Here is a 23,802-nt window from a genome sequence, read left to right on the forward strand (position 1 = left end):
GTCTCGGTCGCGACCGCGCCGCGATCGAACGCCACTTCAACTTCGCTTTCGCCGGTCTGCACCAGCCAGGTTTCACGCTGGAAATGGGTGCTAAACAGCGGCTGCAGGCGCGCCTGCAGCGCGGCGACATCGGTACCCTGCGGCCAGACCTCGGCGGGCAGCCGGGCAATATCCAGCGTGGCGTCGGGCAGGTCGATATTATATTCCGCGCGCTGATGCAGGCCGCCGAGGCTTTTTCCGGCGGTTTTCAGCGTCATTTCGTAATGACCGTCTACGCCGCGAATGCGCAGGCCCATATCCCAGCGACGCAGCTGGTTGTCGTCGGTTTCAAAATAGGTGTTGCTTAGCGCGCGCGCGGCCTGATGCTGATGGGGAAAATCAGCGAGGGTTTGCGCCAGTTTGCTGGCGGCGTCGGGCGTGGCAATGAACTTTAATTCGATTTCGATGGTCATAATTTTTTATTCAATACGCTGCTGGCACTTACGAGGATTATCTGGCGAAGAGTAATGCACAGAAGGCGGGCTGTCTCTGCTTTCTTTGCGCTTTCGCTACCCTTTTCGCAGGGAAATGAGACCAGGATAGTTCTCATTCAGATTTATGCGAGGCAGTTCCAGACTGTGCCGGTAAATTTACAGACCCCAAGCTAAAACGACATCGAATGAAAAAAATTGTAATCGCAGGCCTTACCTTGCTGACTCTCAGCACGCTCGCTCCAGCTCATGCCGACGAAAAACGCTACATCTCTGACGAATTATCCACCTGGGTTCGCACCGGGCCGGGCGATCAGTATCGCCTGCTCGGCAAGCTGAACGCGGGCGAAGAAGTGCAGCTGGTGCAGACCAATAATGACACCCACTACGGCCAGATCCGCGATTCAGAGGGCCGTACCGCCTGGATCCCGCTGTCCCAGCTCAGCGCCGAGCCGAGTCTGCGCACGCGCGTGCCGCAGCTGGAGCAGCAGGTCAAAGATCTCACCGCCAAGCTGGGCAATATTGATAACAGCTGGAACCAGCGCACCTCAGAGATGCAGAACAAAGTCGCTAACAGCGACAGCGTCATCAACGGGCTGAAAGATGAAAACCAGAAGCTGAAAAACGAGCTGATCGTGGCGCAGAAAAAAGTCAGCGCCGCCAACGTTCAGCTGGACGACAAGCAGCGCACCATCATCATGCAGTGGTTTATGTATGGCGGCGGCGTGCTGGGCGTCGGCCTGCTGCTGGGGCTGGTGTTGCCGCATATGGTGCCGCGCCGCAAGAAAAAAGATCGCTGGATGAACTAAGCCTTTCTCCGCGTGACGCGTTCAGCAGCCTGAGGGCATCCTTTGATGCCCTTTTTGTCATGCCTGCAATCTGGCGATTGTGTGCAACAATAGAGCAACAGGCGCGCTGAATAATTTTAGGCGGCGCGCCTTCATTTTTATCTCTGGAGTAGTTGAGTGAAGACCTATTTAGTCGGCGGCGCCGTTCGCGATGCGCTGCTAAACCTGCCGGTTAAAGACCGGGACTGGGTCGTGGTCGGCGCGACGCCTGACGCGCTGCAGGCGCAGGGCTTTCAGCAGGTGGGCCGCGATTTTCCGGTTTTTTTACATCCTGACAGCCGTGAAGAGTACGCGCTGGCGCGCACCGAGCGCAAAAGCGGCAACGGCTACACTGGCTTTGTGACCTGGTCCGCGCCGGACGTGACGCTGGAGCAGGATCTGCAACGCCGCGATCTCACCATCAACGCCATTGCGCAGGCGGACAACGGCGATCTCATCGATCCCTTTCAGGGAGAGCGCGATCTGCAGGCGCGCCTGCTGCGCCACGTTTCCGACGCCTTTAATGAAGATCCGCTGCGCGTGCTGCGCGTGGCACGCTTCGCCGCGCGTTTTGCCCATCTTAATTTCCGCATCGCTGACGAGACGCAGGCGCTGATGCGCCAGATGGCGGCGAGCGGCGAGCTCGGCCACCTTACCGCCGAGCGCGTCTGGAAAGAGACGGAGAAAGCGCTGACCTCGCGCAATCCGCAGGTCTATTTCCAGACGCTGCGCGACTGCGGCGCGCTGGCGGTGCTGTTTCCGGAGCTTGACCGGCTGTTCGGCATTCCCGCGCCGGCGAAGTGGCACCCGGAGATCGACACCGGCGTGCATACCCTGATGACGCTGACGCTGGCGGCGTCGCTGTCGGACGAGGTGGAGGTGCGTTTCGCCACGCTGTTCCACGACGTCGGCAAGGCGCTGACGCCGCCGGAGAAGTGGCCAAGCCATCACGGCCACGGCGCGGCGGGCGTGCCGCTGGTGGAAGCGCTCTGCCAGCGCCTGCGCGTGCCGAACGCCATTCGCGATCTGGCGCTGCTCGTCACGGAATTTCACGATATCGTGCATACCATTGAGCGCCAGAGCGCCGACGCCTTAGTGGCGCTGTTCGACCGCATCGACGCGTGGCGTAAGCCGCAGCGGGTTGAGCAGATCGCCCTCACCAGCGAAGCGGACGCGCGCGGCCGCGCCGGGCTGGAGAGCATGGCCTATCCGCAGGGCGATTACCTGCGACAGGCGTTTGCGCTGGCGCAGTCGGTGCCGACCAAAGCGGTGATCGAGGCGGGTTTCAAAGGCGCAGAGGTGCGGGAAGAGCTGACGCGGCGTCGCATCGCTATCGTGGCGCAGGGCATTGCGGAGATGCGGCCAGCCTGATGGCCGGCCGCGCGGGCGTTACATAAAGAGCGCGTACACTGCGGCCGCCACGATAAAGCGATAGATGGCGAAAGAGACGAACGAGATACGTTTAATCAGCTCAAGGAAGGCCTTGATGGCAATCAGCGCCACGATAAAGGCGGTGACGAAGCCGACGGCGAACATCGGGAAGTCGCTCATGGTCAGGAAGCCGACGCTTTTATAGAGGTCGAGCACGGTGGCGCCCATCATCATCGGCACGGCGAGGATAAAAGAGAACTCCGAGGCCGCATAACGGCTGACGCCCATCAGCATGCCGCCGGAAATGGTGGCGCCGGAGCGAGAGAAGCCCGGCCAGAGCGCAAGGCACTGGAAGCAGCCGATCATAAAGGCCTGACGATAGGTGATGTCGTCGATGCCGACCGCTTTCGGCTGTTTCGGCTTCAGGTATTCCGCTGCCAGCAGCAGCACACCGCCGACCACCAGCGCATACATAACGTTAATCGGGTTGAACAGCGTTTTGATCTGGTCATGCAGCACCAGCCCGATCACCACCGCCGGGATCATCCCCAGCAGGATGTGGATCAGCGTCAGATGCCCGCGGCCTACGCCTTCGTGCTTCACTTCGCCGAAGTGAATGCCGATCAGGCCAAAGAGACGACGCCAGAACATCACCACGACGGCGAGTATCGATCCGAGCTGAATCACCACTTCGAAGGTTTCTGCTTTATCCCCTTCGAAGCCCAGCAGGTGGCCGACAATAATCATGTGCCCCGTTGAGGAGACCGGCAGAAACTCCGTCAGCCCCTCCACGATGCCCAGGATTGCAGCCACCCAAAGCTGATGAATATCTGCCATCACATTTTCCTTATATCCGTTTCAAACCCATTAAAAAGGCGGTCGCGAAGATGCTTCCGCCTGAAATTTTGCCATTGTCTGCCTGAGGGAAACCTTAAGGCTTCAGGCGACGTCGCGTTTCTCAACGCAGCGGCGCCAGTTATGACAAGCAATAATTTGGTTTGGTTTCATTGTGATGGCAATCACATCTATCCTATTTAGGAATTGTCCCGCGCGTGATGCGCACGCCAACCTGCGCCGCCTGCGCCACCGCGCCCGGTTTGGCGACCTTGATACGCACGCCCGGCGTGTTGAAACGCGTCATCAGCAGATCGGCGATCTCTTCCGCCACGCGCTCTACCAGCGCGAAGCGCGTGCCGCTGAGGTGGGTCAGGATCGCCTCAGAGACGTCGGCATAGCTCAGACAGTCGTTTACATCGTCGCTGCGCGCCGCCTGGCGATTGTCCCACGCCATTTCGACATCGAGCACCAGCTTCTGCTGAATGCCCTGTTCCCAGTCGTAAACGCCAATGGTGGTGTACACCGTGAGTTGTTCGATAAAAACGATATCCATGATAGCAGTCTCTGTTTTTGGCTAAGCCGGATACCACTTCCGGCATATAATGCGTATTATCCACGGTTAACGAAGACAAAACGACCCTATAGGAAACGGTACGGTAATATGAGTGCTATCGCGCCTGTTATGATTTTTTTCGCGTATCTTTGCGGTTCGATTTCGAGCGCCGTTCTGGTGTGCAAAGTTGCCGGACTGCCCGATCCGCGCACTCAGGGTTCTGGCAATCCTGGCGCGACCAACGTGCTGCGCATTGGTGGCAAAGCCGCAGCAGCCTGCGTTTTGGTTTTCGATATTCTTAAAGGCATGGTGCCGGTCTGGCTGGCCTATCTGCTGCATCTCGCGCCGCTCTATCTTGGCCTGACCGCCATCGCCGCCTGTCTCGGCCATATCTATCCGCTCTTTTTTCGCTTTCGCGGCGGCAAAGGCGTGGCCACCGCGCTGGGCGCTATCGCGCCGATCGGCTGGGACTTAACCGGGCTGATGACCGGCACCTGGCTGCTGACGGTGCTGCTGAGCGGCTACTCGTCGCTGGGCGCCATCGTCAGCGCGCTGATTGCGCCTTTCTATGTCTGGTGGTTTAAGCCGCAGTTCACCTTTCCGGTGTCGATGCTGTCATGTCTGATTCTGCTGCGTCATCACGACAATATTCAGCGGCTGTGGCGCGGACAGGAGAGTAAAATCTGGAAGCGCAAAAAAGCGCGCGAAGAGAAAAAATAAAGCCGGCGATGCCGGCTTTTTTCCATCAGATGGCAGGCAGTTCCGCCAGCGGCCAGCGCGGCCGTACGCTGACACCCAGCCCGCCGCGTGTGCCCCCTTTCAGACGCACCATGCCTGCATAGGCGATCATCGCGCCATTGTCGGTGCAGAACTCCGGACGAGCGTAGAACACCTCGCCGCCGCGCGCCTGCATCATCTGCGCCATGCGCTCGCGCAGCGTGCGGTTGGCGCTGACGCCGCCCGCGATCACCAGCCGCTTGAAGCCGGTTTGATCCAGCGCGCGCTTGCACTTGATCATCAGCGTATCAACCACCGCATCCTCGAAGGCGCGGGCGATATCGGCGCGCGTCTGCGCGTCGTCCGCATTTTCGCGAATGGTATTGGCGGCAAAGGTCTTCAGGCCGGAAAAGCTAAAGTCGAGCCCGGGACGATCGGTCATCGGACGCGGAAAGGTGAAACGCCCCGCGACGCCCTGCTGCGCCATCTTCGACAGCATCGGTCCGCCGGGATAGTCCAGCCCAAGCAGCTTGGCGGTTTTATCAAAGGCTTCGCCCGCCGCGTCGTCGATGGATTCGCCCAGCAGCGTATATTCGCCGATGCCGGTGACGCCGATCAGCTGGGTATGTCCGCCAGAGACCAGCAGCGCCACGAACGGGAACGCCGGTGGGTTCTCTTCCAGCATCGGCGCCAGCAGATGGCCTTCCATATGGTGGACGGGAACCGCGGGCACCTTCCACGCAAAGGCGAGCGAGCGGCCGATGGTGGCGCCGACCAGCAGCGCGCCGACCAGACCCGGCCCCGCCGTATAGGCGACGGCGTCGATCTGCTGCGGCTGCAGGTTCGCCTGTTTCAACGCCGCCTGAATCAGCGGCACGGTTTTGCGCACGTGATCGCGCGACGCCAGTTCCGGCACCACGCCGCCGTAATCCGCGTGCAGTTTCACCTGGCTGTAAAGCTGATTGGCGAGCAGGCCCGCTTCGTCATCATAGATTGCGATGCCGGTTTCATCGCAGGATGTTTCAATACCCAGAATTCGCATAGCGCTTACCTCTTACTTGCGGCGCGCAGTGTAGCATAGCAACACCTTTGTCCGTCGACGCTTTCGCTGCAAAAAGTGATTTCGTGGCGCGCAAAGAGTGCGCTATACTCCGCACCCTTGAAAAAAACCCGCAGCCGCATCGGCAAACGCTCCTGTTGGTTCTTAATTGTCCATGGTGCTTTACAAACCGACTCACGTTGGAGTAAAATGCTGCACCATTTTGAAATGTGCTGGCGCCGCAGTCAGCAGCAAAAACCGAATTTTATCGAGGTGAGAGTTACATGCCGGTAATTAAAGTACGTGAAAACGAGCCGTTCGACGTAGCACTGCGTCGCTTCAAGCGTTCCTGCGAGAAAGCAGGCGTTCTGGCTGAAGTTCGTCGTCGTGAGTTTTATGAAAAACCGACCACAGAACGTAAGCGCGCTAAAGCGTCAGCAGTTAAGCGTCACGCCAAGAAACTGGCTCGCGAAAACGCACGCCGCACTCGTCTGTACTAAGTTCTTCCGGAGGTTCGCCTCCACCGCGTGTTAAGCGCAGACAGAGTCACGTAAGAGGCCGTGCTTTCCGAAAGGAAGCGCGGCTTGTTGCCGTTTATGAGCTGAAAATTTGGGGCTTATGGCTGGAAGAATCCCACGCGTCTTTATCAATGATCTGCTTGCCCGCACGGACATCGTGGATCTTATCGATGCCCGCGTTAAGCTGAAAAAGCAGGGTAAGAACTTCCATGCGTGCTGTCCTTTCCATAATGAAAAAACGCCCTCTTTCACCGTAAACGGCGAAAAGCAGTTCTATCACTGCTTCGGCTGCGGCGCGCACGGCAACGCCATCGACTTTTTGATGAATTACGATCGGCTGGAGTTTGTCGAGAGTATCGAAGAGCTGGCGACGCAGCACGGTCTGGAAGTGCCCTATGAAGCGGGCAGCGGGCCGAGCCCGATGGAGCGCCATCAGCGTCAGAGCCTTTATCAGCTGATGGAGAGCCTGAACGGTTTTTACCAGCAAAGCCTGACCCAGTCCCATGCGCGCGCGGCGCGCGACTATCTCAGCAACCGCGGCTTAAGCGCCAAAGTGATTGAGCATTTCGCCATCGGCTTCGCGCCGGCTGGCTGGGATAACGTTTTAAAGCGTTTCGGCACCAGTAAGGACGATCGCGACTCTTTGATGGAGGCCGGCATGCTGGTTTCCAACGACAAGGGCCGCACCTACGATCGTTTCCGCGAGCGCGTGATGTTTCCCATTCGCGATAAGCGCGGGCGGGTGATCGGTTTCGGCGGTCGCGTGCTGGGCAACGACACGCCCAAGTACCTTAACTCGCCGGAAACGCCCATTTTCCATAAGGGTCGTCAGCTTTACGGCCTGTATGAAGCGCAAAAGAATCATCCGCAGCCTGCTCGTCTGCTGGTGGTGGAAGGCTATATGGATGTGGTGGCGCTGGCGCAGTTCGGCATTGATTATGCCGTCGCCTCGCTGGGCACCTCAACCACGGCGGAGCATATCCAGCTGCTGTTCCGCAGCACCGATACGGTGATCTGCTGCTACGACGGCGATCGCGCGGGTCGTGAAGCCGCCTGGCGCGCGCTGGAAACCGCATTGCCTTACATGAATGACGGACGTCAGCTACGCTTTATGTTTTTGCCAGACGGCGAAGACCCGGACACGCTGGTGCGCAAAGAGGGTAAAGAGGCGTTTGAAGCGCGTATGGAGCAGGCGATGCCGCTCTCCTCTTTCCTGTTCGACTCGCTGTTGCCGCAGGTGGATCTGAGCACGCGCGACGGCAAAGCGCGCCTGAGCACGCTGGCGCTGCCGCTGATTACGCAGATCCCAGGGGAGACCCTGCGCATCTATATGCGTCAGGAGCTGGGTAATAAACTCGGCATTCTTGACGATAACCAGCTAGAGAAGCTGATGCCGAAGCAGGCCGCCAGCGGTGCGGCCCCGACGGCGCCGCCGCTGAAGCGCACCACCATGCGCGTGCTGGTGGCGCTGCTGGTGCAAAATCCGCAGCTGGCGACGCGAGTGCCGACGCTTGAAGGGCTGGCGCAGGTGAAAATGGCCGGCTTGCCGCTTTTTGCTGAATTGGTCAGCCGTTGCAATGAGAATCCTGGATTGACCACCGGACAGCTACTAGAGTTATATCGCGGGACAAATTTTAGCCAGACGCTTGAAACCTTAGCCACGTGGAACCACATGATAGTGGATGAGGAAGTTGAAGCGGTGTTTCACGACTCGCTGGCGAGTATTTACGACGCCGCGCTGGAGCAGCGTCTGGAAGCGCTGATCGCACGCGATCGCACCCAGGGTTTGAGCGCGGAAGAGCGCCGCGAATTCTGGACCTTAAGCCAGGCGCTGGCGAAAAAGTAGATTTTTCAGTGGGTCAGAGTGTTGCGGGTAGCCAAAAGCGCATCTCTGACCCATTCGTTTCTGGGGCGATGCGCCGCAAGCCGAGGCTGAGCGACGCGATAAGCCAAGCCGGAGACGTAACGCATTTGGCATTACGCAGTGCGCACGGTTAGCACGACTGTGGCGAAAAAGCCTACCGTTCAGAGCGCAAGGTAGCAGGGCCGTCGGCGGTGAAGCCAGACAGTCCAGAACGCACAGTAACAGAGGCGTAGCCGTCGCAGCCAGTTTTCGTTCTGCCAGCGCGCAGCACCCGGAGCGTACTGAAGTACGCGAGGAGTGCGAGCACTGCCAGAACGGAAAATGGCAAGTAAGGTAGCCTCGAACAGAATACAAAGCGGCTTAAGTGCCGATATACGAGGGGCAAAAGCCCTGGCCGCGACGAAGGCAGCGGCAATAACACAACGCCTTCACTGTTATAGTTGGCTCGCTGCCGACCGACACCAATCTAATTAACAGAAGTGTGGATACCGTCTTATGGAGCAAAACCCGCAGTCACAGCTTAAGCTGCTTGTCACCCGTGGTAAGGAGCAAGGCTATCTGACCTATGCTGAGGTCAATGACCATCTGCCGGAAGATATCGTCGACTCCGATCAGATCGAAGACATCATCCAGATGATTAACGATATGGGCATTCAGGTGGTGGAAGAAGCCCCTGACGCCGACGATCTGATGCTGAATGAGAACAGCGCCGATACTGACGAAGATGCCGCGGAAGCCGCCGCTCAGGTGTTATCCAGCGTTGAATCTGAAATTGGCCGCACCACCGATCCGGTGCGCATGTATATGCGCGAAATGGGTACCGTTGAACTGCTGACGCGCGAAGGCGAAATCGACATCGCCAAGCGCATCGAAGACGGCATCAACCAGGTACAGTGTTCGGTTGCGGAATATCCGGAAGCCATTACCTATCTGCTGGAGCAGTACGACAAAGTCGAAGCGGGCGAATCTCGCCTCTCCGACCTGATCACCGGCTTCGTGGATCCAAACGCTGAAGAAGATCTGGCGCCTACCGCCACCCACGTCGGCTCTGAGCTGTCTGAAGAAGACCGCGACGACGACGAAGATGAAGACGAAGAGAGCGAAGACGACAACTCCGACGACGATAACTCTATCGATCCGGAGCTGGCGCGCGAGAAATTCGTCGAGCTGCGCACGCAGTATGAAACGACCCGCACCGTCATCAAGAGCAAAGGTCGCAGCCATGCTGACGCAGTAAAAGAGATCCAGAACCTTTCTGACGTCTTTAAGCAGTTCCGCCTGGTGCCGAAGCAGTTCGACTACCTGGTTAACAACATGCGCGAGATGATGGAGCGCGTGCGTACGCAAGAGCGCATCATCATGAAGCTGTGCATTGAACTGTGCAAAATGCCGAAGAAAAACTTCATCACGCTGTTCACCGGCAACGAGACCAGCGAGAGCTGGTTCAAAGCCGCGCTGGCCATGAATAAACCCTGGTCAGAGAAGCTGAAAGAAGTTGAAGAAGATGTGATGCGTTGTCTGCAAAAACTGCATCAGATCGAAGAAGAGACCGGCCTGACCATCGAGCAGGTGAAAGATATCAACCGTCGCATGTCTATCGGCGAAGCGAAAGCGCGTCGTGCGAAGAAAGAGATGGTCGAGGCGAACCTGCGTCTGGTGATTTCCATCGCGAAAAAGTACACCAACCGCGGCCTGCAGTTCCTCGACCTGATTCAGGAAGGCAACATCGGCCTGATGAAAGCGGTTGATAAGTTTGAATACCGTCGTGGTTACAAGTTCTCAACCTATGCGACATGGTGGATCCGTCAGGCTATCACCCGCTCTATCGCCGACCAGGCGCGTACCATCCGTATTCCGGTGCATATGATTGAGACCATCAACAAGCTCAACCGTATCTCGCGCCAGATGCTGCAGGAGATGGGCCGCGAGCCGACGCCGGAAGAGCTGGCTGAGCGTATGCTGATGCCGGAAGACAAGATCCGCAAGGTGCTGAAAATCGCTAAAGAGCCGATTTCGATGGAGACGCCGATTGGTGACGACGAAGATTCGCATCTGGGCGACTTTATCGAAGACACCACGCTGGAGCTGCCGCTCGACTCTGCGACTTCCGAGAGCCTGCGTTCAGCCACCCACGACGTGCTGGCGGGTCTGACCGCGCGCGAAGCCAAAGTGCTGCGCATGCGTTTCGGTATCGATATGAACACCGACCATACGCTGGAAGAGGTGGGCAAACAGTTCGACGTGACGCGTGAGCGTATTCGTCAGATTGAAGCGAAAGCGCTGCGTAAGCTGCGTCACCCGAGCCGTTCAGAAGTGCTGCGTAGCTTCCTGGACGACTAATCCGCTCCACGTAAAAAAACCCCGGCCTGCCGGGGTTTTTTATTGCCGTTATAACGGCGTCAGCCCTTTGTCGCGCATCATGGTCTTCGCCTGATCGCTTTGCAGATAGCGGACAAATTCTTCTGCCGCCTGCGGCTGTTTGCTGGAGGCAGTCACCACCGCGCCATACAGCGTATCCTGCTGCACCGCCGGCGGGATAAGGCCGACGATAGTGATACCCTTCACCGCCTTTAGCTCGCTGTTCTGCTGAAAACCAATCGGCGCCTTGCCCTGCGCGACCGCTTCGCCAACCGGCGTCGCGGGAACGACCACCACCTTTTTCGCGGTCTGATCGCCCAGGTTGAGCTTCTTCAGCATTTCGCTGCGGATGTAGCGTCCGCTGGCGCTGTCGGAAACGGCGATGGTCGAGGCTTCCGTCAGAACCTGTTTAAACTTCGCGACGCTGCTGATATCGGGCATCGGCCTGCCCTGCCTGACCGCCATCGCGATATAAGAGTGCGCCAGCACCTGATGAGTGTCCGCCTTCACCTGCTGCCCCAAGGGCGCGATGGCGTAGTCGACCATCACCAGCACGTCGGCGTCGTCATGCCGTTTCAGGCGGTTCGGGATCGCCTGCGGCGTATCGCCCATCGATGGCGCCGCCTCCAGCGTCAGCTGATTGCCGCTGCGCTTTTCATAATCGGCCTTCAGGCTTTCCACCACGGGATACATCCCGCCGGAACAGAATACGCGCAGCGTTTCGCTCCATCCCGGCGCGGCAAACAGCAGCGCCGCTACGATAATCAGGTACTTTTTCATGCCACTCCCCTTTTATTGTCCAGCACCTGGTGTAGCCAGAAACCCGACGGGGAACAATCACCAGCCAGCAGTAAGCCGAGCCTGCTCACGTTTTATTAGCCGTTTTTATGTAACGCATCATGAAGTTGCCGATAGGACTCGACGATCTCCTCCAGCGAGGCGCGGTTAAGTCCGCTGGGATTGGGCAGCACCCAGACCTGAGTTTTGCCCATAAAGATCCCCTGTAAGCCCCACTCCACCTTGCGCTGATTAAAGGCACGCTTAAAGGCGTCTTTGCCAAGGATCGCCAGCACGCGCGGCTGATAGTTCAGCACCTTATCGGTGAGGCGCGCGCCGCCGTCGCGCAGCTCTTCCGCCGCCAGCTGGTTCGCCTGCACGGTGGGTCGCTCCACCAGCATGGTGATGCCGCAGCCGGTTTCCAGCAGCCGCTGCTCCTCTTCGGGTTTCAGCTGCTGGTGAGTAAAGCCAGCCAGATAGAGCACCTTCCAGAAGCGGTTGCCGGGATGCGCGAAGTGATAGCCGGTGTGCGCCGTCGAGTGGCCGGGATTAATGCCGCAGAACAGCACGTCGAGACCGGAGGCAATAATGTCGGTAATGTTGTGCTCACTCATGCCGCCTGCTCCCGTCCGGTGCGCTGCATAATTGCCTGACGGCTGCGCGCCAGCATCGCCGCGGAGAGCGCCTTATCGGGACAGGCGCGCGCCAGCGCCAGCGCACCGACCATTTCCGCCAGCAGGCTGCTGGCGAGCGTCTCGGCGTCGCGGTGTCCCAGCTCGGCAAGCAGCTCGCTCAGCCGTTTCAACATCGACGACACGCCCTGGGTAAAAATGGCTTTCGCCTCGTCAGGAAGATGGCTGACCTCGCTGACCAGCGCGGGCACCGGGCAGCCTTCGGCACGGCAATCGCGATGCGTTTCGGACAGGTAGTAATCAATAAGCGCGCTCAGTCGCTCAGCCGGATCGGGCTGCTGCCACAGCGATTTCATCCGCTGCGCGGAGTCTGTAAACATCTCGGCGATCACCGCCTCTACCAGCGCCTCGCGCGAGTCGAAGTGGGCGTAGAAGCCGCCGTGCGTCAGCCCGACGCGCTTCATTAGCGCCGCCACGCCGATGCTTTCCGTGCCGCTTTCGCGCATCACCCGCGCCGCCTCTTCCAGAATGCGCTGCCGCGTGCGCGCTTTAGGGCTCTGTTTATCCATCGCTCTTTTCTCGCTGATATGTTCTGCCGTTCATAGTAATTATTACGACCATCATATTCTACCTTGACGGCAAATATTACGATCGTCATATTAACTACAAATATGACAACCATCATACGTAAGGGGTTCACTATGTCAGCATCATCAGCAGGCTCGGCTTTAATCACTGGCGCTTCAAGCGGTATCGGCGCGACCTATGCAAAACGGCTGGCGGCGCGCGGCTACGATTTAATCCTGGTGGCGCGCGACGAGACGAGGCTGGAGACACTGGCGCAAACGCTGCGGCAGCAGCATCAGATTGAGGTGCGCGTGCTGCGCGCCGATCTGACCGACGCTGAGGATCTGCTCCGCGTGGAGCAGGAGCTGCGAAACAACGCCGTGATTACGCTGCTGGCGAACAACGCCGGCATGAGCGTAGATGGCGAGTTTATCGATGCCGATATCGACCGCATTCAGACCATGCTGGCGTTGAACATCATCGCCCCGACCCGCCTGGCACACGCGGCGGCCAATGCGTTTCGCGCGCGCGGACGCGGCGTCATTATCAATGTCGCCTCGGTGCTGTCGCTGATGCATGAGATGTTTAACGGCGCCTATAACGGCAGCAAATCTTTTGTGCTGACGCTGACCCGTTCTATGCAGCGTGAGCTGGAGAACAGCGGCGTGCAGGTGCAGGCGGTTTTGCCTGGCGCCACGCGCACCGAGATTTTCGACCGCTCCGGCAAATCAATCGATGAGCTGCCGGCGAATATGATTATGGAAGTGGAGGATATGGTGGATGCCGCGCTGATGGGCCTGGAGGCGGGTGAAGCGGTGACCATTCCGGCGCTGGAGGATCTGGCGCTGTGGCAGGATTACGATCGGGCGCGCGGCGCGATGCTGCCCTTCTTATCGCTGAGCCAGCCGGCGTCGCGCTATCGCGATGGAGGTTGACGTGGTTATGGGCTAGTTTGCCTGCTTTGTTTAAAGAAGATGGGTAAAACAGGGCCGTATGTTCTGGAAATGTGTAGTTTAATCAAGCACTCATGCGCTGGAGAATTTTTCAGCATCCGGCGGATGAGTGCTGGATCGCTCTAAACAGATACATTATAATCCCCGCTCCGCTGGCCCCTTAGCTCAGTGGTTAGAGCAGGCGACTCATAATCGCTTGGTCGCTGGTTCAAACCCAGCAGGGGCCACCAAATTATCTAAGTAATAAAATTCATTTAAGCCGCTGTCGAAGCGATTTTTTTGTATCATTCGAACAGCACCACGCTAATTACATCCTCTAAATGACCACTGTGACACAACTCAGCACTGATATCACCAAGTGCACCAGACGATGCGCGAGAGGAAAGAACTGTGCAACTTTAGTAACCTGTTCATATACGCGCCGGATGACATTAGAATATTATCGCTCAGCGAGATAACGACTAAAGACGGCTTTTTCATAAAGAAGGCCATGAATGACAACTGCCTTAATACGCATCACAATCTGGCATAGGTGATGAAAATTATTTCGGATACCACGAGTTGATTCGTTAATGTAATGAAAGCTGCGCAGGGGTTTTGTGCGTAATCAACTGGCGCCATTATAATAGTTAATAAATACTTAAATTTAAAAGATATAGGGCATTAAGGAAAAATCGGCCAAAGGGCCGATTTTTATAATCACTCCTTTATACAACCCCAGTGGCTATAAGTTTTTTTGCTGTATCATACAAACACTCAGCCCTCAATTTAATAAATTCAGAATATGGTTTCGATCCATCGCGGACTGAACTTGGTATCAAAGCAGCATCAAATGCCGAATCTTTTATTGAGGAATTTATTTCATTAAAATATATACTTGGTGACTTATCAGTGATTCTCAAATTATCATCTGCAGTAAGAAAGCATATATTAGCTATTACATTTGACTCATGAAACTGTATTCCAACCTTTGATAAATATGCTTTAGGATAAACATGATGAAACTGCCGTGAATTATAAGCGGACATGGTTTGCCCCAAGTCTACGGCCCTTCCCGTAACGAAACTTTTAGGATTTAACTGGGCTAATAAACAAATAGCTGCCTTTGCTGCGGTTGAATTAATTCTCCATGTTTTAAGAAATAAGCCAACATCAATTTTAGACTCATCGAAAGAAAGAACTGTAGAAGCATCTATTGCAAGCTGATTCATTGTTTTAACATCGTCCACAACAAATGTGTTTGTACCAGCTTTATATCTTTGCAAAAATGAGCACGCCCAAAACCATCTTCTAAGCATTATCAATTGGTTTGCATTAGGCTTTAGATTCTTTGAAAAAAATGATACCAAAGGAACCAGCATAATTGGGAAAGGTAAAAAAACAATATTTTTTATCTTAAGTTCTGATTCTAAAAAATCTATGGCCGCATAAAGCGATTGTTTAAGAGTATTCATGCTTTGAATAAGGGTAGCTGGCGGAACATCAACTAATGAGTCTGAATCTATTCCACCATTAACTATTGAAGTGAGGCAACGCATCAATAGTGTTTCATCCAACTGTTCGTATCCTCTCTCTGCCACACTATCGAGTAATATTTCTATTTCATTCCTTAAATTGAACTCCTCAGACCAAGTCCATGCGGAAAGTAATTCTAAAGTACTCAGGCTTGTACCAGATGAATTTATTCTTTGGAATACCCGACAAACTTCCTGATTAGTCCTATCCTTAATGGTAACAATTGGAAACTCATAGTCTTTAAATTTTTTCCGTTAAAGCAGCAATTTCTTTTTGATCTTCAGTGCTGAATTTTTGCATTTCTGGAAGAAGTTTAGTTGTATCTAATATTGCATTTAAATTTATAGAGTTGGTAGGATCTGCAACTGAAGCATGAACGAATTCTTTAGTTGATGGAATAAAGCATACATTAAAACGTGCAGCTAACTCTTTATCATTCGTGTCTTTGTCAGAGTTAAAAACTCCAAAAAGCGTTGTCAACCTTTGTTGTCCATCCAAAACATAACTTACTGGATATTCATCGGCAAGGCTAGGTAAATTGAAACCTCCAACATTTCTTTCATGCTTTAATTCTTCTCTTGTAGACCATAAAAGTAATGAGCCTACTGGATAGCCGCAATAAATGGAATCCAGCAATCCCATTATTTGTTCATCAATCCATACATAATCACGTTGAAAAGCTGGTATTTTAATATTACCTCTTTCTACATCAGAAAGTAGAGAAGCAAGCCTTGGATTGCTTGACATTATTTTGTTTGCACCTGCCATTTTTAATCCTTATTTAAATAGAGGTAAGAGTAATTTGATGTAAAACACATATTGATTGCTTAAGCGTGGTAAAAACTTACTACTAAAGAACGTAAAATCACAAGTTTTTTTTAGGGATTTTCCTAAATTGAAATGGTCTACATGTTTTCTGCCTGCTAACGATGCCTATCAAGCCATATCTGCTCACTTTATACATAGCTTTCAATGCTGTGGCTTCAGACAACAGAAACGAAGCCAGCACTGGCTCCGCCGCATGTTTTTAGGTGTAGTAATCGCATCCAGATCCATACACGACTAACTGCAACTTAAAATTGTCTGCCAGCCTTAGATTGAAGATGCTTTGTCGTCTAGGCTGCTTAGAAAAAAGATGTCCTGATGAAGTGAAACGGGCTAACGTAGCTCAATGATGAATTCGAAATCATAAGTTCCTCCGAGCCAGTAACTACCGCCATTCTCGTTTTTTCACGATGTTCAATCGATTTCATAAAAGCTCTACGGCAGGTTCGAATCCTCAGATCTTACCTACCCCCCCATACACTTATCGCCAGCACTCCAAGAGGCGGCGCTGCCGCCATAAAAAAACCCGCTGACGCGGGCTTTGCACTTCAAAAGATCAGGCGCGAACCTCAGGCTGCTTCTTGCCTGTCGCCACCTTCTCAACGTTACCCGGCGTCACGATCATGCCGGTCACGCTTTCGTGCGTCTTGAAGGTACAGCTGCAGTTGATGTTCTGACACTGGTTATAGCGCTCTTTGGTTTCGTTAGAGATGTAGCGGCTACTGCGCGTATGGGCAGCGCTCTGACACAGCGGGCAATGCATCATTTGTGAGTTCCTCAGTAGTTGACGTCGCAATTATCGCTCCACTTACTCACAAAAAGCAAATTAATTAACTAATAGTTAGTTAACCACTTCATATTCCACGCCTGCGATGTCGTTCTCTAGCTCCAGCGTCGTGGTAAAGCCGCCTTTCGCGGTCAGGCTGTGCGTGACCTTGCTGATTATCCAGACGCTGGCGTCGATGACGGTTTTAAAACCGCTGACCCGCACCGGCGTTTCCGGGTAGAGATCCGCGCGTCCTGCCGCCAGCTGGAAGGTAAAATGGACGACGCCGCGCTGGATCTCATTCCACTTCGCCTGCGCCGCCTGCATCGCCATCTCTTCGCTGTTGAAGACCTCTGGCAGCACAAGCAGGCTATTCTTCTGGCCAGAAAGATAATCTCCCTCTTGCTTGCCGGTTGGCTGCGGCGCGCTTTGCGCATCGGGGTGCGTTGCGGCGTCAGCACTGGCGGCTTTTTCCTTGCGCTGCAGCTGAAACAGATGGGTTTTCGCCTCCTTCGTAGAGAGCCATTTCGCCTGGACGCCGGTATAGGTGGTACGATCGGCCACGGTAAAATTATGCTTATCGCCATCCTGACGCGTCAGCAACACCGTCGGAATCGCTTTACCGCTGGCTAACTCGCCGCTGCCGGGACGCAAAAACAGCAGGCGCCCCGCTTTAATCACTGCGATGGCGCCATAGCGTTTCGCCAGCCGGGTGACAAAAGCGGGATCGGTTTCGTGCGTCTGATCGATATGATCGATGTTGATCCCGGCGAACCCTTCCGCCATCTGTAAAATCAGCCCGCAGCGCTGGGCAATCTGCGTCACGATGCTGCCCAGCGTCGCGTCGTGATAAGAGAGGTCACGCGCCTTGTTCAGCTCGCCGCGAAAATCGACGCTGCGCGCAACAATGGTCAGCACATCGGGCGCGCCGCCGTGGCTGACCTGATCCACCGTATAGTCGCCCTTGTTGTGCAACTGCCCCACCCAACCGAGGAACAGCGACACCAGGGTGCCGCGCTGCGGCAGCTGCAGCAGGCCGTCGCTGTCGTCCAGTTTAAGCGTCAGCGTATCCGCCTCGAAGCCGCGATTATCCTCGAGGTTGAGGGAGATCAGCCGATTGCGCAGATTAGATGTTACGTCTTTGCTGCCGATCCACAGCATAAAATCGGGCGCTCTCTGGCTACCCGCCTTCACCGCCATCACGCCGAGATCGCTCACAGTGAAAAGCCTCCCGCCGCGATGCCTGAAGAGAGCGAGCCCGCCGCCGATTCCGCTTTCGCCCACAGCTCGCTGCCCTGCTGTTGCAAGTCGCCGAACATCGAGACCAGCGACTCGTCGACGCGCAGCAGGCTGAGGGTAAAGGCGATCACCCGCGCGCTGCCGTCGGCGTAGAAGTCGCTGTGCGTGGTCTTAAAGCTCTCGATAACATACATGCCGTAGATGGTGCCGTCGCCGCCGATCAGCGGCCAGGCGCGCCCTTCATCAGCCAGCAGCTGAAACGCCAGCGCCTTAACCGGACCACCGGTAAGCTCCGGGCGCAGCTCACCGCTCAGCGTAATCTTGTCGTTGCCCTTGCCGGTGAACTGCGCCGCGGGGCGCGTGCCGACGCGGCTGTTATTGGCCCAGCTCCAGCTGCTGTCGCGCATCAGCTGGCTATAGGGCAGCGTCTGCCGCATAAAGGGCAGCAGGCCGTAGATCATCATCATGGTTTAAAACACTCCTGTCATGGCGCTGCGCTGCCGGTTTTGCTGCTCGAACTGGTGCTGATCCAGGTGCTGGCGCACTGCCTGACCGAGCTCATTAGCATCCATGCCGGGCGGCGCATTTACCGTGGTGTTGTAGGTGACGGTGTTCTGCTGCGTTGCGCCGCCGCCCGCGCCAGGCGTAATTACCGGCCGATAAGGCGCGTTGCCGGCCGGCACAGTGGTTTGCAGCCCGCGAGCCGTTGTCGTTGTATCGCCCACCGCGTCTGACGGCAGATCCGCCTTCAGCTCTTTGCTTTTACTGCTGGCGATGCCGAGCTTGTTCAGCACCCAGTCAATGCCGCTGGTAAGCTGCTCCAGCGCATGACCGGGAATTTTCAGCGCATCGGCGATCATCGTGCCGAACTTTTTCCCCATATCGCCAGCGGCCGCCAGCTGCTCCTGCGTCGATTTCACCGGCTCCAGCAGCTGCGTAAAGCCGTTCCACACCGCCTTAATTTTGTCCGTAACCCACGCAAATACCGGCTGCAGCGGCGTAAAGGCGTTGCTGATGGGCCCCATCGCGGCGGAGAACCCCTGCGCGACGCCGCTGATAAAGGCGCTGATCGGCTCCCAGTACTGGCGGATCAGCAGCGCGCCGCCGACGATAGCCGCGACGATGGCCACCACCGGCAAGGTGATGGCGCCGATGGCGGTGACGATAGCGCCGCCCACGACCGTGAACAGGCCGCCGAGGATCTCGACGCCGGCCATGATGGCGCCGACGCCGCTGACCACCGGCCAGACCGCCATGCCGATAGCGCCCAGCGCACCGACAAAGGTCAGCGCCACCGTCGCCGCCGTTGCGATGCCGCTGGCCAGCGTCGGGTTGTCCTGCAGCCACTGGTCGACGGTCTGCAGAAACTGCGTGGCATCCTGCGTCAGCGTGCGCAGCGTGCCGTCGAGCGGCGCGTAGAGATCGACGCCGATAGCTGCTTTTGAAGCGTCCAGCTTTTGCAGGTCTCCGCCCAGACTATCCTGCTGCGCCTGCGCCATACGCGCCGTGCCGCCGTCGGCGTGCTGTACTGTGGCGGTGAGCGTCGACAGCTCGCCGCTGGCCGCCCCCTGGGTCAGCAGCGCGGCCGCCGGGGCTGCCTTGTCGCCGACGAGGTTTTTCAGCACCTCCGCCTGCTGCGCCGCGCCCATGCCTTTTTTGGTGAACGCGGTCTGGATATCTTTCAGCAGCGGCATGATCTGACGCGCGTCGCCGTTTTCATCGCGGGTCGATACGCCGAGTGCGGCGATGCTGCGTTCGGCAGCAGGCGTCTGCAGGCGCGTCACTACCGCGGCGACCTCCTCGCCCGCCGCCGCGCCGGTAATGTGGTTTTTCGCCAGCAGCCCCAGCATGGCAGAGGTCTGCTCGACGCCAACGCCAGCGCTTCTGGCGACCGGCGCGACGCGGCTCAGCGCGCTGCTCAACTCCTCGAATGTTATGCCGGTCTGATCGAGCGTAGCGTTCAGCACATCCCCCAGATGAGGGAGATCGCCGCTGTCGAGGCCAAAGGCGGTTTTTGTTTCCATCAGCAGGCCGGCGTTCTCCTGTGAGGAGTGGCGGTTAACCTGCGTCATATTCAGCGCCACCGGCGTCGCGGAGGCGATATCGTCAACCGAGCCGCCCGCCTGGGCGAGGTCGAGCTGCGTCTGCGCAACGGCCTGCGCCGGAACGCCCGTTTCCACACTAAGGCGGCGCGCCTGCTTATCCAGCGCCATAGCCTGAGGCGACGCCTTATTCAGGCCGGTCGCGGCCTGCAGCGCGGCATCGGTGCGCGCCAGCTCGTAACCCGGACGCAGCAGCGCGGCGCCGGCGGTGAAGCCCGTTTTCGCCACGCCGATGGCCGCTGCGCCGCCGCTGCGGATCTTGCCCGCCAGCGCCTGGCCTTTGCGGTATTGCTCCGCTATTTGGTTATGGCGCGCCTGCTGCTGGCTCAGCTGTTGCAGCTGCTGCTGTTGACCGCTGAGGTTGAGGTTGGCCTGCGCGGCTGAGGCTTTCAGCCGCAGCTGTTCGCTGCTCAGGCTGCGCGTAGAGATGCCCGCGCTGTTCAGGCTCTCGCGCTGCTGCTGCACGGAGAGACGCAGGTTTTGCGCCTGGGTTTGCAGCGCGGCGGTTTGCTGCCGCGCCCTCTCCAGCGCGCGGCTCTGTGCGTCGGTTGGCTGACCGCTGCTGCGCATCGCCTGCGCCAGCGCCGCCGTTTCCGCCTTCGCCTCTTTCAGCTTCTGCTGGGTGTCGCTCAGCTCGCGGCTGGTGGCGCGAAAGCCGTCGATTTTCGCCGACTGCGCCTGCAGCGCCGCAAGCTTCTGCTGCGTGTCGGCGATGTTGTCGGTCACCTGTTGCGTTTCATTCTGGAGGGTCTGTAGCGGGCGCAGCGCCTGATTAACCGCTTTCAGCAGCGCCTGCAGTTTGAGGTCTTCACTCATCCGTATTTGCTCCGCTGCGGATCAGGGCTTTATGCCGCCAGTCGAGCAGCTCGGCCAGCGGCAGGTCGTTCATTTCAGAAAGGGGCCAGTGAAAAATGGCGGCGATGTCGGCCATCAGGTCATTGACCGTCAGTCCGTCAGGCCATTCGACGCGGCCGACTTCGACTGCAAAAAACCGATCACCTTGCCGCCTAGCGCGATCAGATCCACCGGATCGAGGCTGTTGCACTCCGCTTTGGTCAGCGCAGGCAGCGTGATGCGCGGCAGCACCGTCAGCAGCGCATCGACGTCGCTTGATGCGAGATCGGCAAGGCGCACGCCGCGCAACGAGCCGGCGTTCGGCTTAATCAGCTCTACCTGCGCGATGGCACCATCGCCGCGTTTCAGCGGGGTTTCCAGCGCAACGATATTTTCTTGCTGTTCCATGTTTATCTCTCTCAGACAGGTAAAAAAGCCAGCGCCAGGCGCTGGCGTCAGGGTTAAGCCAGGCCGAGATTTTTACGGCGCTGCTCAAGGCGATCGGTGCCGTTCACCTTCTCCACCATGTTGACGGTGTCGATCTCAATCAGCTCTTTGCCGTTCCAGGTGAGCTTGAAGTAGGTGTTTTTGGTGGTGATTTTGGTTTCAGTGTCCTCGCCCTGTTTGGCTTCGCCAAAGTCGAACGCCTGATGACGGCCGCGCACCTCAATCTCAACCGCGATCTCTTCGCCGGTGTCGTCACGCTGGTAAGAACCGGTGAAGCGCAGCGGCACGGCGGAACCGCCCCACTGCGACAGCGCCAGGTCGTCCATGCCGGCGATAGTCCACTCCATATCGAGCGCGTCGTCGTCCAGGCCGTTATCGATAAAGGCGGCGCCGTTCATGCCGCCGCCGCGATAGGCGTCCAGCTTGCGGGAGAGCTTCGGCAGGGTGACGGAAGAGACAACGCCCTGATAGCTGTTTGAATCGTTGAAAAGGTTCAGCCCTTTCAGTTTGCGGGGTAGTGCCATTTATCCGGCTCCTCAGCTGTTAACGGATGCGGCGAAGTTCGCCAGATAGGTGTCGGTGATGCGCTGGCGCAGGGTGAGATCTTCCAGCGGCGGCACCGGCGTGTAGTCGTAGTCGATGGCGAGTTTGCCCGCCTTCAGGCTGGCGACGTCGTTGGCGCTTTCGTCGTACCAGGCTGACGCGCCCAGCAGGTAGCCGGCGTTGACCAGTTCGCGGAATTTGGCGTTGATACCCGCCACGATTTCACGCACCAGCACCGGCGTCAGCGGTTTGTCGTTGGCCCACATGTGCGCTTCGGCCATGGTGTCGGCCAGCACCTGCGCGGTGCGGGTGTAGTTTTCAAACACAAAAAGCGGATCGTCGCTGCAGGTGCGGTTGCCCCAGAAGCGGAAGCCATCTTTGCGGATCAGCGTGGTGACGCAGGCTTCGTTCAGCAGGTCGGCGTCGGTCCCGCTCTGTTGCAGATCCCAGAAGACCGATGAAGAGATGCCGGTAACGCCGTTGACGCCGACGTTCGACAGGGTTTTATGCCAGCCGGTGTCATTGTCGATTTTGGCGCGCAGACCGAGCGCGCGCGCCGTGGCAAACGCGGTTTCAGCGATGCTGGTTGCGGTGTTCCAGGCGACGAAGTCGGGCCAGATCACCATCAGTTCGCGCTGGCTGAAGTTTTTGCGGTAGTTCATCGCATCGCTGATGGTTTTGCAGTTCCAGGCTGACACATAGGCGAAGGCGCGCAGCTGCTGCGCGATGCTCGCCAGCGCGGTCGCTACTTCCTGTGAGTCGAGCCCCGGCACGCCGAGGATACGCGGCTTGACGTCGAGCTGGGTCTGCGCGGTCAGCAGCGCCTTCATGCCGGTGTACTGGCCGTTTTCATCGGTGGTGCCGATAAGGTTGGAGATCGTTTCCGCTTCGGTCGCGCCTTCGGCGACGCGCACCACGACGGTAACCGGCTTCGCCTGGTCGGCAATCGCCTGCAGCGACGCCGCCAGCGTGCCTTTGCTGCCGGCTTTGGCGATAGCGGCCTGCACGTTGGTCAGCAGCACCGGGGTGTTGAGGGGAAAAGCCGTGGAGTCTGCGTCGTCTGCGGTGCAGACCAGGCCGACTACGGCGGTGGATACGGTAGAAATGGTGCGCGTGCCGTCGTTGATTTCGACAACGCGTACACCGTGATGATAATCAGACATCTGATGCACTCCGTGTTGAGGGTGCGCTCAGATTGTCAGGTCAGGCGAGAGAAATCATGCGGTTGCGGTTTGCTGAGGGCTGAGCGGACAGCAGGCTATTTTTGCCTTCTGCCGCCACAAAATTATGGCGCGTTCGCCTCTTCCTGCGTCTTTACGGGAAAATATTTATACAGGGTGGATAGCCCGACGCCGTAGATGATGGCCAACTGCTGTCGGCTATGGCCTTGCGCCAGCAGCCGGCTGGCTTGCTCGCGTTCCTGTGGGTTCAGAGCCTGAGGCCTTCCGCCCGTGCGCCCTTTCGCCCGGGCCGCCGCCAGCCCAGCCAGCGTGCGCTCAACGATCAGTTCGCGCTCCATCTCCGCCAGTGCGGACATCACATGGAAAAAGAAACGTCCCATCGCACTGCTAGTGTCGATACTGTCGGTCAATGAGCGGAAATGCGCGCCGCGGTCATGCAGCGCTGAAATCAGCGCGATGAGATTCTTTACGCTGCGCCCAAGCCTATCCAGTTTCCAGACGACCAGCGTATCGCCTTTATTAATGTGCTTAAGCGCCTGCTTAAGGCCAGGGCGGCTTGCCACTTTCCCGCTAATTCGATCTTCAAAAATGCGGTCACATTTTGCGCTTTTGAGCGCATCCCGCTGTAAATCGCAGTTCTGGTCAATTGTTGACACGCGAATATAACCAATGACGGCCATAACCTTTTCTCTTCAGCTTATCAGGGACGGATTTTTGCGGATTTTGTCATGTATGGCGGGTTTCTCAAAAACCTTGGTATTAGCGAAAAATTTTCCGGGCGCTTCCTTAACCGGCAGATATTCACCACGCCAGGTGCCGTCAGCTACAAGCCCTCGGCTGGAACGAAGCGTATCAAAATCATTATGA

Annotated in this window: 25 protein-coding genes and 1 tRNA gene; 8 read left to right on the forward strand and 18 right to left on the reverse strand. The window is 57.0% G+C overall.

Annotated elements, in window-relative coordinates:
• Positions 1-452: CYTH domain-containing protein (locus B2J69_RS19515; protein WP_143806319.1), on the reverse strand; the 452-nt coding region annotated here is incomplete at its 3' end.
• A gap of 206 nt (positions 453-658) precedes the next feature.
• On the opposite strand from B2J69_RS19515, the gene B2J69_RS19520 reads away from it, so the two are divergent.
• Complete coding sequence (locus B2J69_RS19520) at positions 659-1,279, forward strand: TIGR04211 family SH3 domain-containing protein (protein WP_081141394.1); 621 nt, start codon at positions 659-661, stop codon at positions 1,277-1,279.
• A gap of 156 nt (positions 1,280-1,435) precedes the next feature.
• On the forward strand, positions 1,436-2,668 hold the full coding sequence (locus B2J69_RS19525) for a multifunctional CCA addition/repair protein (protein WP_081141396.1): 1,233 nt from the start codon (positions 1,436-1,438) through the stop codon (positions 2,666-2,668).
• An 18-nt stretch (positions 2,669-2,686) separates the two neighbouring features.
• Here the strand turns inward: B2J69_RS19525 and bacA are convergent, their stop codons facing one another.
• Complete coding sequence (gene bacA / locus B2J69_RS19530) at positions 2,687-3,505, reverse strand: undecaprenyl-diphosphate phosphatase (protein WP_081141399.1); 819 nt, start codon at positions 3,503-3,505, stop codon at positions 2,687-2,689.
• A 193-nt stretch (positions 3,506-3,698) separates the two neighbouring features.
• On the reverse strand, positions 3,699-4,058 hold the full coding sequence (folB, locus tag B2J69_RS19535; protein ID WP_081141402.1) for a bifunctional dihydroneopterin aldolase/7,8-dihydroneopterin epimerase: 360 nt from the start codon (positions 4,056-4,058) through the stop codon (positions 3,699-3,701).
• A gap of 108 nt (positions 4,059-4,166) precedes the next feature.
• On the opposite strand from folB, the gene plsY reads away from it, so the two are divergent.
• The gene (gene plsY, locus B2J69_RS19540) at positions 4,167-4,778 is read left to right on the forward strand and encodes a glycerol-3-phosphate 1-O-acyltransferase PlsY (RefSeq protein WP_081141405.1); all 612 of its coding nucleotides are present in this window, start codon (positions 4,167-4,169) and stop codon (positions 4,776-4,778) included.
• A 25-nt stretch (positions 4,779-4,803) separates the two neighbouring features.
• Here plsY and tsaD read toward each other — a convergent pair whose 3' ends face one another.
• Positions 4,804-5,817 carry a tRNA (adenosine(37)-N6)-threonylcarbamoyltransferase complex transferase subunit TsaD gene (gene tsaD, locus B2J69_RS19545; RefSeq protein WP_081141408.1) on the reverse strand — a complete coding sequence of 338 codons (1,014 nt, stop codon included), beginning with the start codon at positions 5,815-5,817 and terminating at the stop codon, positions 4,804-4,806.
• 281 nt (positions 5,818-6,098) lie between these two features.
• Here tsaD and rpsU point away from each other — a divergent pair, with 281 nt between their 5' ends.
• The 3 genes from rpsU (at position 6,099) to rpoD (ending at position 10,536) form a co-directional block, all read left to right on the forward strand.
• Positions 6,099-6,314, forward strand: coding sequence for a 30S ribosomal protein S21 (gene rpsU / locus B2J69_RS19550; protein ID WP_001144069.1), 216 nt, complete (start codon positions 6,099-6,101; stop codon positions 6,312-6,314).
• A 118-nt stretch (positions 6,315-6,432) separates the two neighbouring features.
• Positions 6,433-8,178 (forward strand): DNA primase, encoded by a 1,746-nt coding sequence (gene dnaG, locus B2J69_RS19555; protein ID WP_081141411.1) that lies wholly within the window; start codon positions 6,433-6,435, stop codon positions 8,176-8,178.
• Positions 8,179-8,691: 513 nt separating this feature from the next.
• Entirely contained in the window at positions 8,692-10,536 is a 1,845-nt protein-coding gene (rpoD, locus tag B2J69_RS19560; protein ID WP_081141414.1) for an RNA polymerase sigma factor RpoD, read from the forward strand.
• A 48-nt stretch (positions 10,537-10,584) separates the two neighbouring features.
• On the opposite strand, the gene B2J69_RS19565 is transcribed toward rpoD, so the two are convergent.
• The 3 genes from B2J69_RS19565 to B2J69_RS19575 all read right to left on the reverse strand — a co-directional run bounded on the left by B2J69_RS19565 (position 10,585) and on the right by B2J69_RS19575 (position 12,532).
• Positions 10,585-11,334, reverse strand: coding sequence for a substrate-binding domain-containing protein (locus B2J69_RS19565; protein WP_081141417.1), 750 nt, complete (start codon positions 11,332-11,334; stop codon positions 10,585-10,587).
• Between the two features lie 95 nt (positions 11,335-11,429).
• Complete coding sequence (gene mug / locus B2J69_RS19570; RefSeq protein WP_081141420.1) at positions 11,430-11,945, reverse strand: G/U mismatch-specific DNA glycosylase; 516 nt, start codon at positions 11,943-11,945, stop codon at positions 11,430-11,432.
• A complete protein-coding gene (locus tag B2J69_RS19575) occupies positions 11,942-12,532 on the reverse strand; it encodes a TetR/AcrR family transcriptional regulator (protein WP_081141423.1) in 591 nt (196 codons plus the stop codon). The genes mug and B2J69_RS19575 overlap by 4 nt, the downstream gene beginning before the upstream one ends.
• A gap of 132 nt (positions 12,533-12,664) precedes the next feature.
• On the opposite strand from B2J69_RS19575, the gene B2J69_RS19580 reads away from it, so the two are divergent.
• Both B2J69_RS19580 and B2J69_RS19585 read left to right on the forward strand, forming a co-directional pair.
• Positions 12,665-13,465, forward strand: a complete 801-nt coding sequence (locus B2J69_RS19580) for an SDR family NAD(P)-dependent oxidoreductase (RefSeq protein WP_081141426.1) — start codon at positions 12,665-12,667, stop codon at positions 13,463-13,465.
• A 172-nt stretch (positions 13,466-13,637) separates the two neighbouring features.
• A tRNA-Ile gene (locus B2J69_RS19585) sits at positions 13,638-13,713 on the forward strand.
• A gap of 477 nt (positions 13,714-14,190) precedes the next feature.
• Here B2J69_RS19585 and B2J69_RS24255 read toward each other — a convergent pair.
• The 11 genes from B2J69_RS24255 to B2J69_RS19635 all read right to left on the reverse strand — a co-directional run bounded on the left by B2J69_RS24255 (position 14,191) and on the right by B2J69_RS19635 (position 23,615).
• Positions 14,191-15,039, reverse strand: a complete 849-nt coding sequence (locus tag B2J69_RS24255) for a hypothetical protein (protein WP_201789484.1) — start codon at positions 15,037-15,039, stop codon at positions 14,191-14,193.
• A gap of 199 nt (positions 15,040-15,238) precedes the next feature.
• Positions 15,239-15,766, reverse strand: a complete 528-nt coding sequence (locus tag B2J69_RS24260; RefSeq protein ID WP_201789485.1) for a DUF262 domain-containing protein — start codon at positions 15,764-15,766, stop codon at positions 15,239-15,241.
• 613 nt (positions 15,767-16,379) lie between these two features.
• Positions 16,380-16,589: an ogr/Delta-like zinc finger family protein gene (locus B2J69_RS19595; protein ID WP_081141429.1), complete on the reverse strand. Its 210-nt coding sequence runs from the start codon at positions 16,587-16,589 to the stop codon at positions 16,380-16,382.
• Between the two features lie 75 nt (positions 16,590-16,664).
• Positions 16,665-17,789 (reverse strand): phage late control D family protein, encoded by a 1,125-nt coding sequence (locus B2J69_RS19600; RefSeq protein ID WP_081141450.1) that lies wholly within the window; start codon positions 17,787-17,789, stop codon positions 16,665-16,667.
• A 14-nt stretch (positions 17,790-17,803) separates the two neighbouring features.
• Positions 17,804-18,295: a phage tail protein gene (locus tag B2J69_RS19605; protein ID WP_081141432.1), complete on the reverse strand. Its 492-nt coding sequence runs from the start codon at positions 18,293-18,295 to the stop codon at positions 17,804-17,806.
• Between the two features lie 3 nt (positions 18,296-18,298).
• A complete protein-coding gene (locus B2J69_RS19610) occupies positions 18,299-20,746 on the reverse strand; it encodes a phage tail tape measure protein (protein WP_081141435.1) in 2,448 nt (815 codons plus the stop codon).
• Positions 20,739-20,861: a GpE family phage tail protein gene (locus B2J69_RS19615; RefSeq protein WP_051905658.1), complete on the reverse strand. Its 123-nt coding sequence runs from the start codon at positions 20,859-20,861 to the stop codon at positions 20,739-20,741. Before B2J69_RS19615 ends, B2J69_RS19610 begins: the two co-directional genes overlap by 8 nt.
• Positions 20,862-20,875: 14 nt before the next feature.
• On the reverse strand, positions 20,876-21,172 hold the full coding sequence (locus B2J69_RS19620) for a phage tail assembly protein (protein ID WP_081141438.1): 297 nt from the start codon (positions 21,170-21,172) through the stop codon (positions 20,876-20,878).
• A gap of 53 nt (positions 21,173-21,225) precedes the next feature.
• The gene (locus B2J69_RS19625) at positions 21,226-21,735 is read right to left on the reverse strand and encodes a phage major tail tube protein (protein WP_081141441.1); all 510 of its coding nucleotides are present in this window, start codon (positions 21,733-21,735) and stop codon (positions 21,226-21,228) included.
• Positions 21,736-21,747: 12 nt separating this feature from the next.
• Complete coding sequence (locus tag B2J69_RS19630; protein WP_081141444.1) at positions 21,748-22,917, reverse strand: phage tail sheath protein; 1,170 nt, start codon at positions 22,915-22,917, stop codon at positions 21,748-21,750.
• A gap of 122 nt (positions 22,918-23,039) precedes the next feature.
• Positions 23,040-23,615 (reverse strand): recombinase family protein, encoded by a 576-nt coding sequence (locus B2J69_RS19635; RefSeq protein WP_081141447.1) that lies wholly within the window; start codon positions 23,613-23,615, stop codon positions 23,040-23,042.
• Between the last annotated feature and the right edge of the window lie 187 nt (positions 23,616-23,802).

The organism is Pantoea latae (assembly GCF_002077695.1).
Taxonomy (GTDB): domain Bacteria; phylum Pseudomonadota; class Gammaproteobacteria; order Enterobacterales; family Enterobacteriaceae; genus Pantoea; species Pantoea latae.

Bases quoted from the DNA above. Each gene is read 5' to 3' on its own strand.
- B2J69_RS19520 (WP_081141394.1), top strand. From the start codon at position 659: ATGAAAAAAATTGTAATCGCAGGCCTTACCTTGCTGACTCTCAGCACG.
- bacA (WP_081141399.1), bottom strand. From the start codon at position 3,505: ATGGCAGATATTCATCAGCTTTGGGTGGCTGCAATCCTGGGCATCGTG.
- folB (WP_081141402.1), bottom strand. From the start codon at position 4,058: ATGGATATCGTTTTTATCGAACAACTCACGGTGTACACCACCATTGGC.
- plsY (WP_081141405.1), top strand. From the start codon at position 4,167: ATGAGTGCTATCGCGCCTGTTATGATTTTTTTCGCGTATCTTTGCGGT.
- tsaD (WP_081141408.1), bottom strand. From the start codon at position 5,817: ATGCGAATTCTGGGTATTGAAACATCCTGCGATGAAACCGGCATCGCA.
- rpsU (WP_001144069.1), top strand. From the start codon at position 6,099: ATGCCGGTAATTAAAGTACGTGAAAACGAGCCGTTCGACGTAGCACTG.
- dnaG (WP_081141411.1), top strand. From the start codon at position 6,433: ATGGCTGGAAGAATCCCACGCGTCTTTATCAATGATCTGCTTGCCCGC.
- rpoD (WP_081141414.1), top strand. From the start codon at position 8,692: ATGGAGCAAAACCCGCAGTCACAGCTTAAGCTGCTTGTCACCCGTGGT.
- B2J69_RS19565 (WP_081141417.1), bottom strand. From the start codon at position 11,334: ATGAAAAAGTACCTGATTATCGTAGCGGCGCTGCTGTTTGCCGCGCCG.
- mug (WP_081141420.1), bottom strand. From the start codon at position 11,945: ATGAGTGAGCACAACATTACCGACATTATTGCCTCCGGTCTCGACGTG.
- B2J69_RS19575 (WP_081141423.1), bottom strand. From the start codon at position 12,532: ATGGATAAACAGAGCCCTAAAGCGCGCACGCGGCAGCGCATTCTGGAA.
- B2J69_RS19580 (WP_081141426.1), top strand. From the start codon at position 12,665: ATGTCAGCATCATCAGCAGGCTCGGCTTTAATCACTGGCGCTTCAAGC.
- B2J69_RS24260 (WP_201789485.1), bottom strand. From the start codon at position 15,766: ATGGCAGGTGCAAACAAAATAATGTCAAGCAATCCAAGGCTTGCTTCT.
- B2J69_RS19595 (WP_081141429.1), bottom strand. From the start codon at position 16,589: ATGATGCATTGCCCGCTGTGTCAGAGCGCTGCCCATACGCGCAGTAGC.
- B2J69_RS19600 (WP_081141450.1), bottom strand. From the start codon at position 17,789: ATGGCGGTGAAGGCGGGTAGCCAGAGAGCGCCCGATTTTATGCTGTGG.
- B2J69_RS19605 (WP_081141432.1), bottom strand. From the start codon at position 18,295: ATGATGATGATCTACGGCCTGCTGCCCTTTATGCGGCAGACGCTGCCC.
- B2J69_RS19610 (WP_081141435.1), bottom strand. From the start codon at position 20,746: ATGAGTGAAGACCTCAAACTGCAGGCGCTGCTGAAAGCGGTTAATCAG.
- B2J69_RS19615 (WP_051905658.1), bottom strand. From the start codon at position 20,861: ATGGCCGACATCGCCGCCATTTTTCACTGGCCCCTTTCTGAAATGAAC.
- B2J69_RS19620 (WP_081141438.1), bottom strand. From the start codon at position 21,172: ATGGAACAGCAAGAAAATATCGTTGCGCTGGAAACCCCGCTGAAACGC.
- B2J69_RS19625 (WP_081141441.1), bottom strand. From the start codon at position 21,735: ATGGCACTACCCCGCAAACTGAAAGGGCTGAACCTTTTCAACGATTCA.
- B2J69_RS19630 (WP_081141444.1), bottom strand. From the start codon at position 22,917: ATGTCTGATTATCATCACGGTGTACGCGTTGTCGAAATCAACGACGGC.
- B2J69_RS19635 (WP_081141447.1), bottom strand. From the start codon at position 23,615: ATGGCCGTCATTGGTTATATTCGCGTGTCAACAATTGACCAGAACTGC.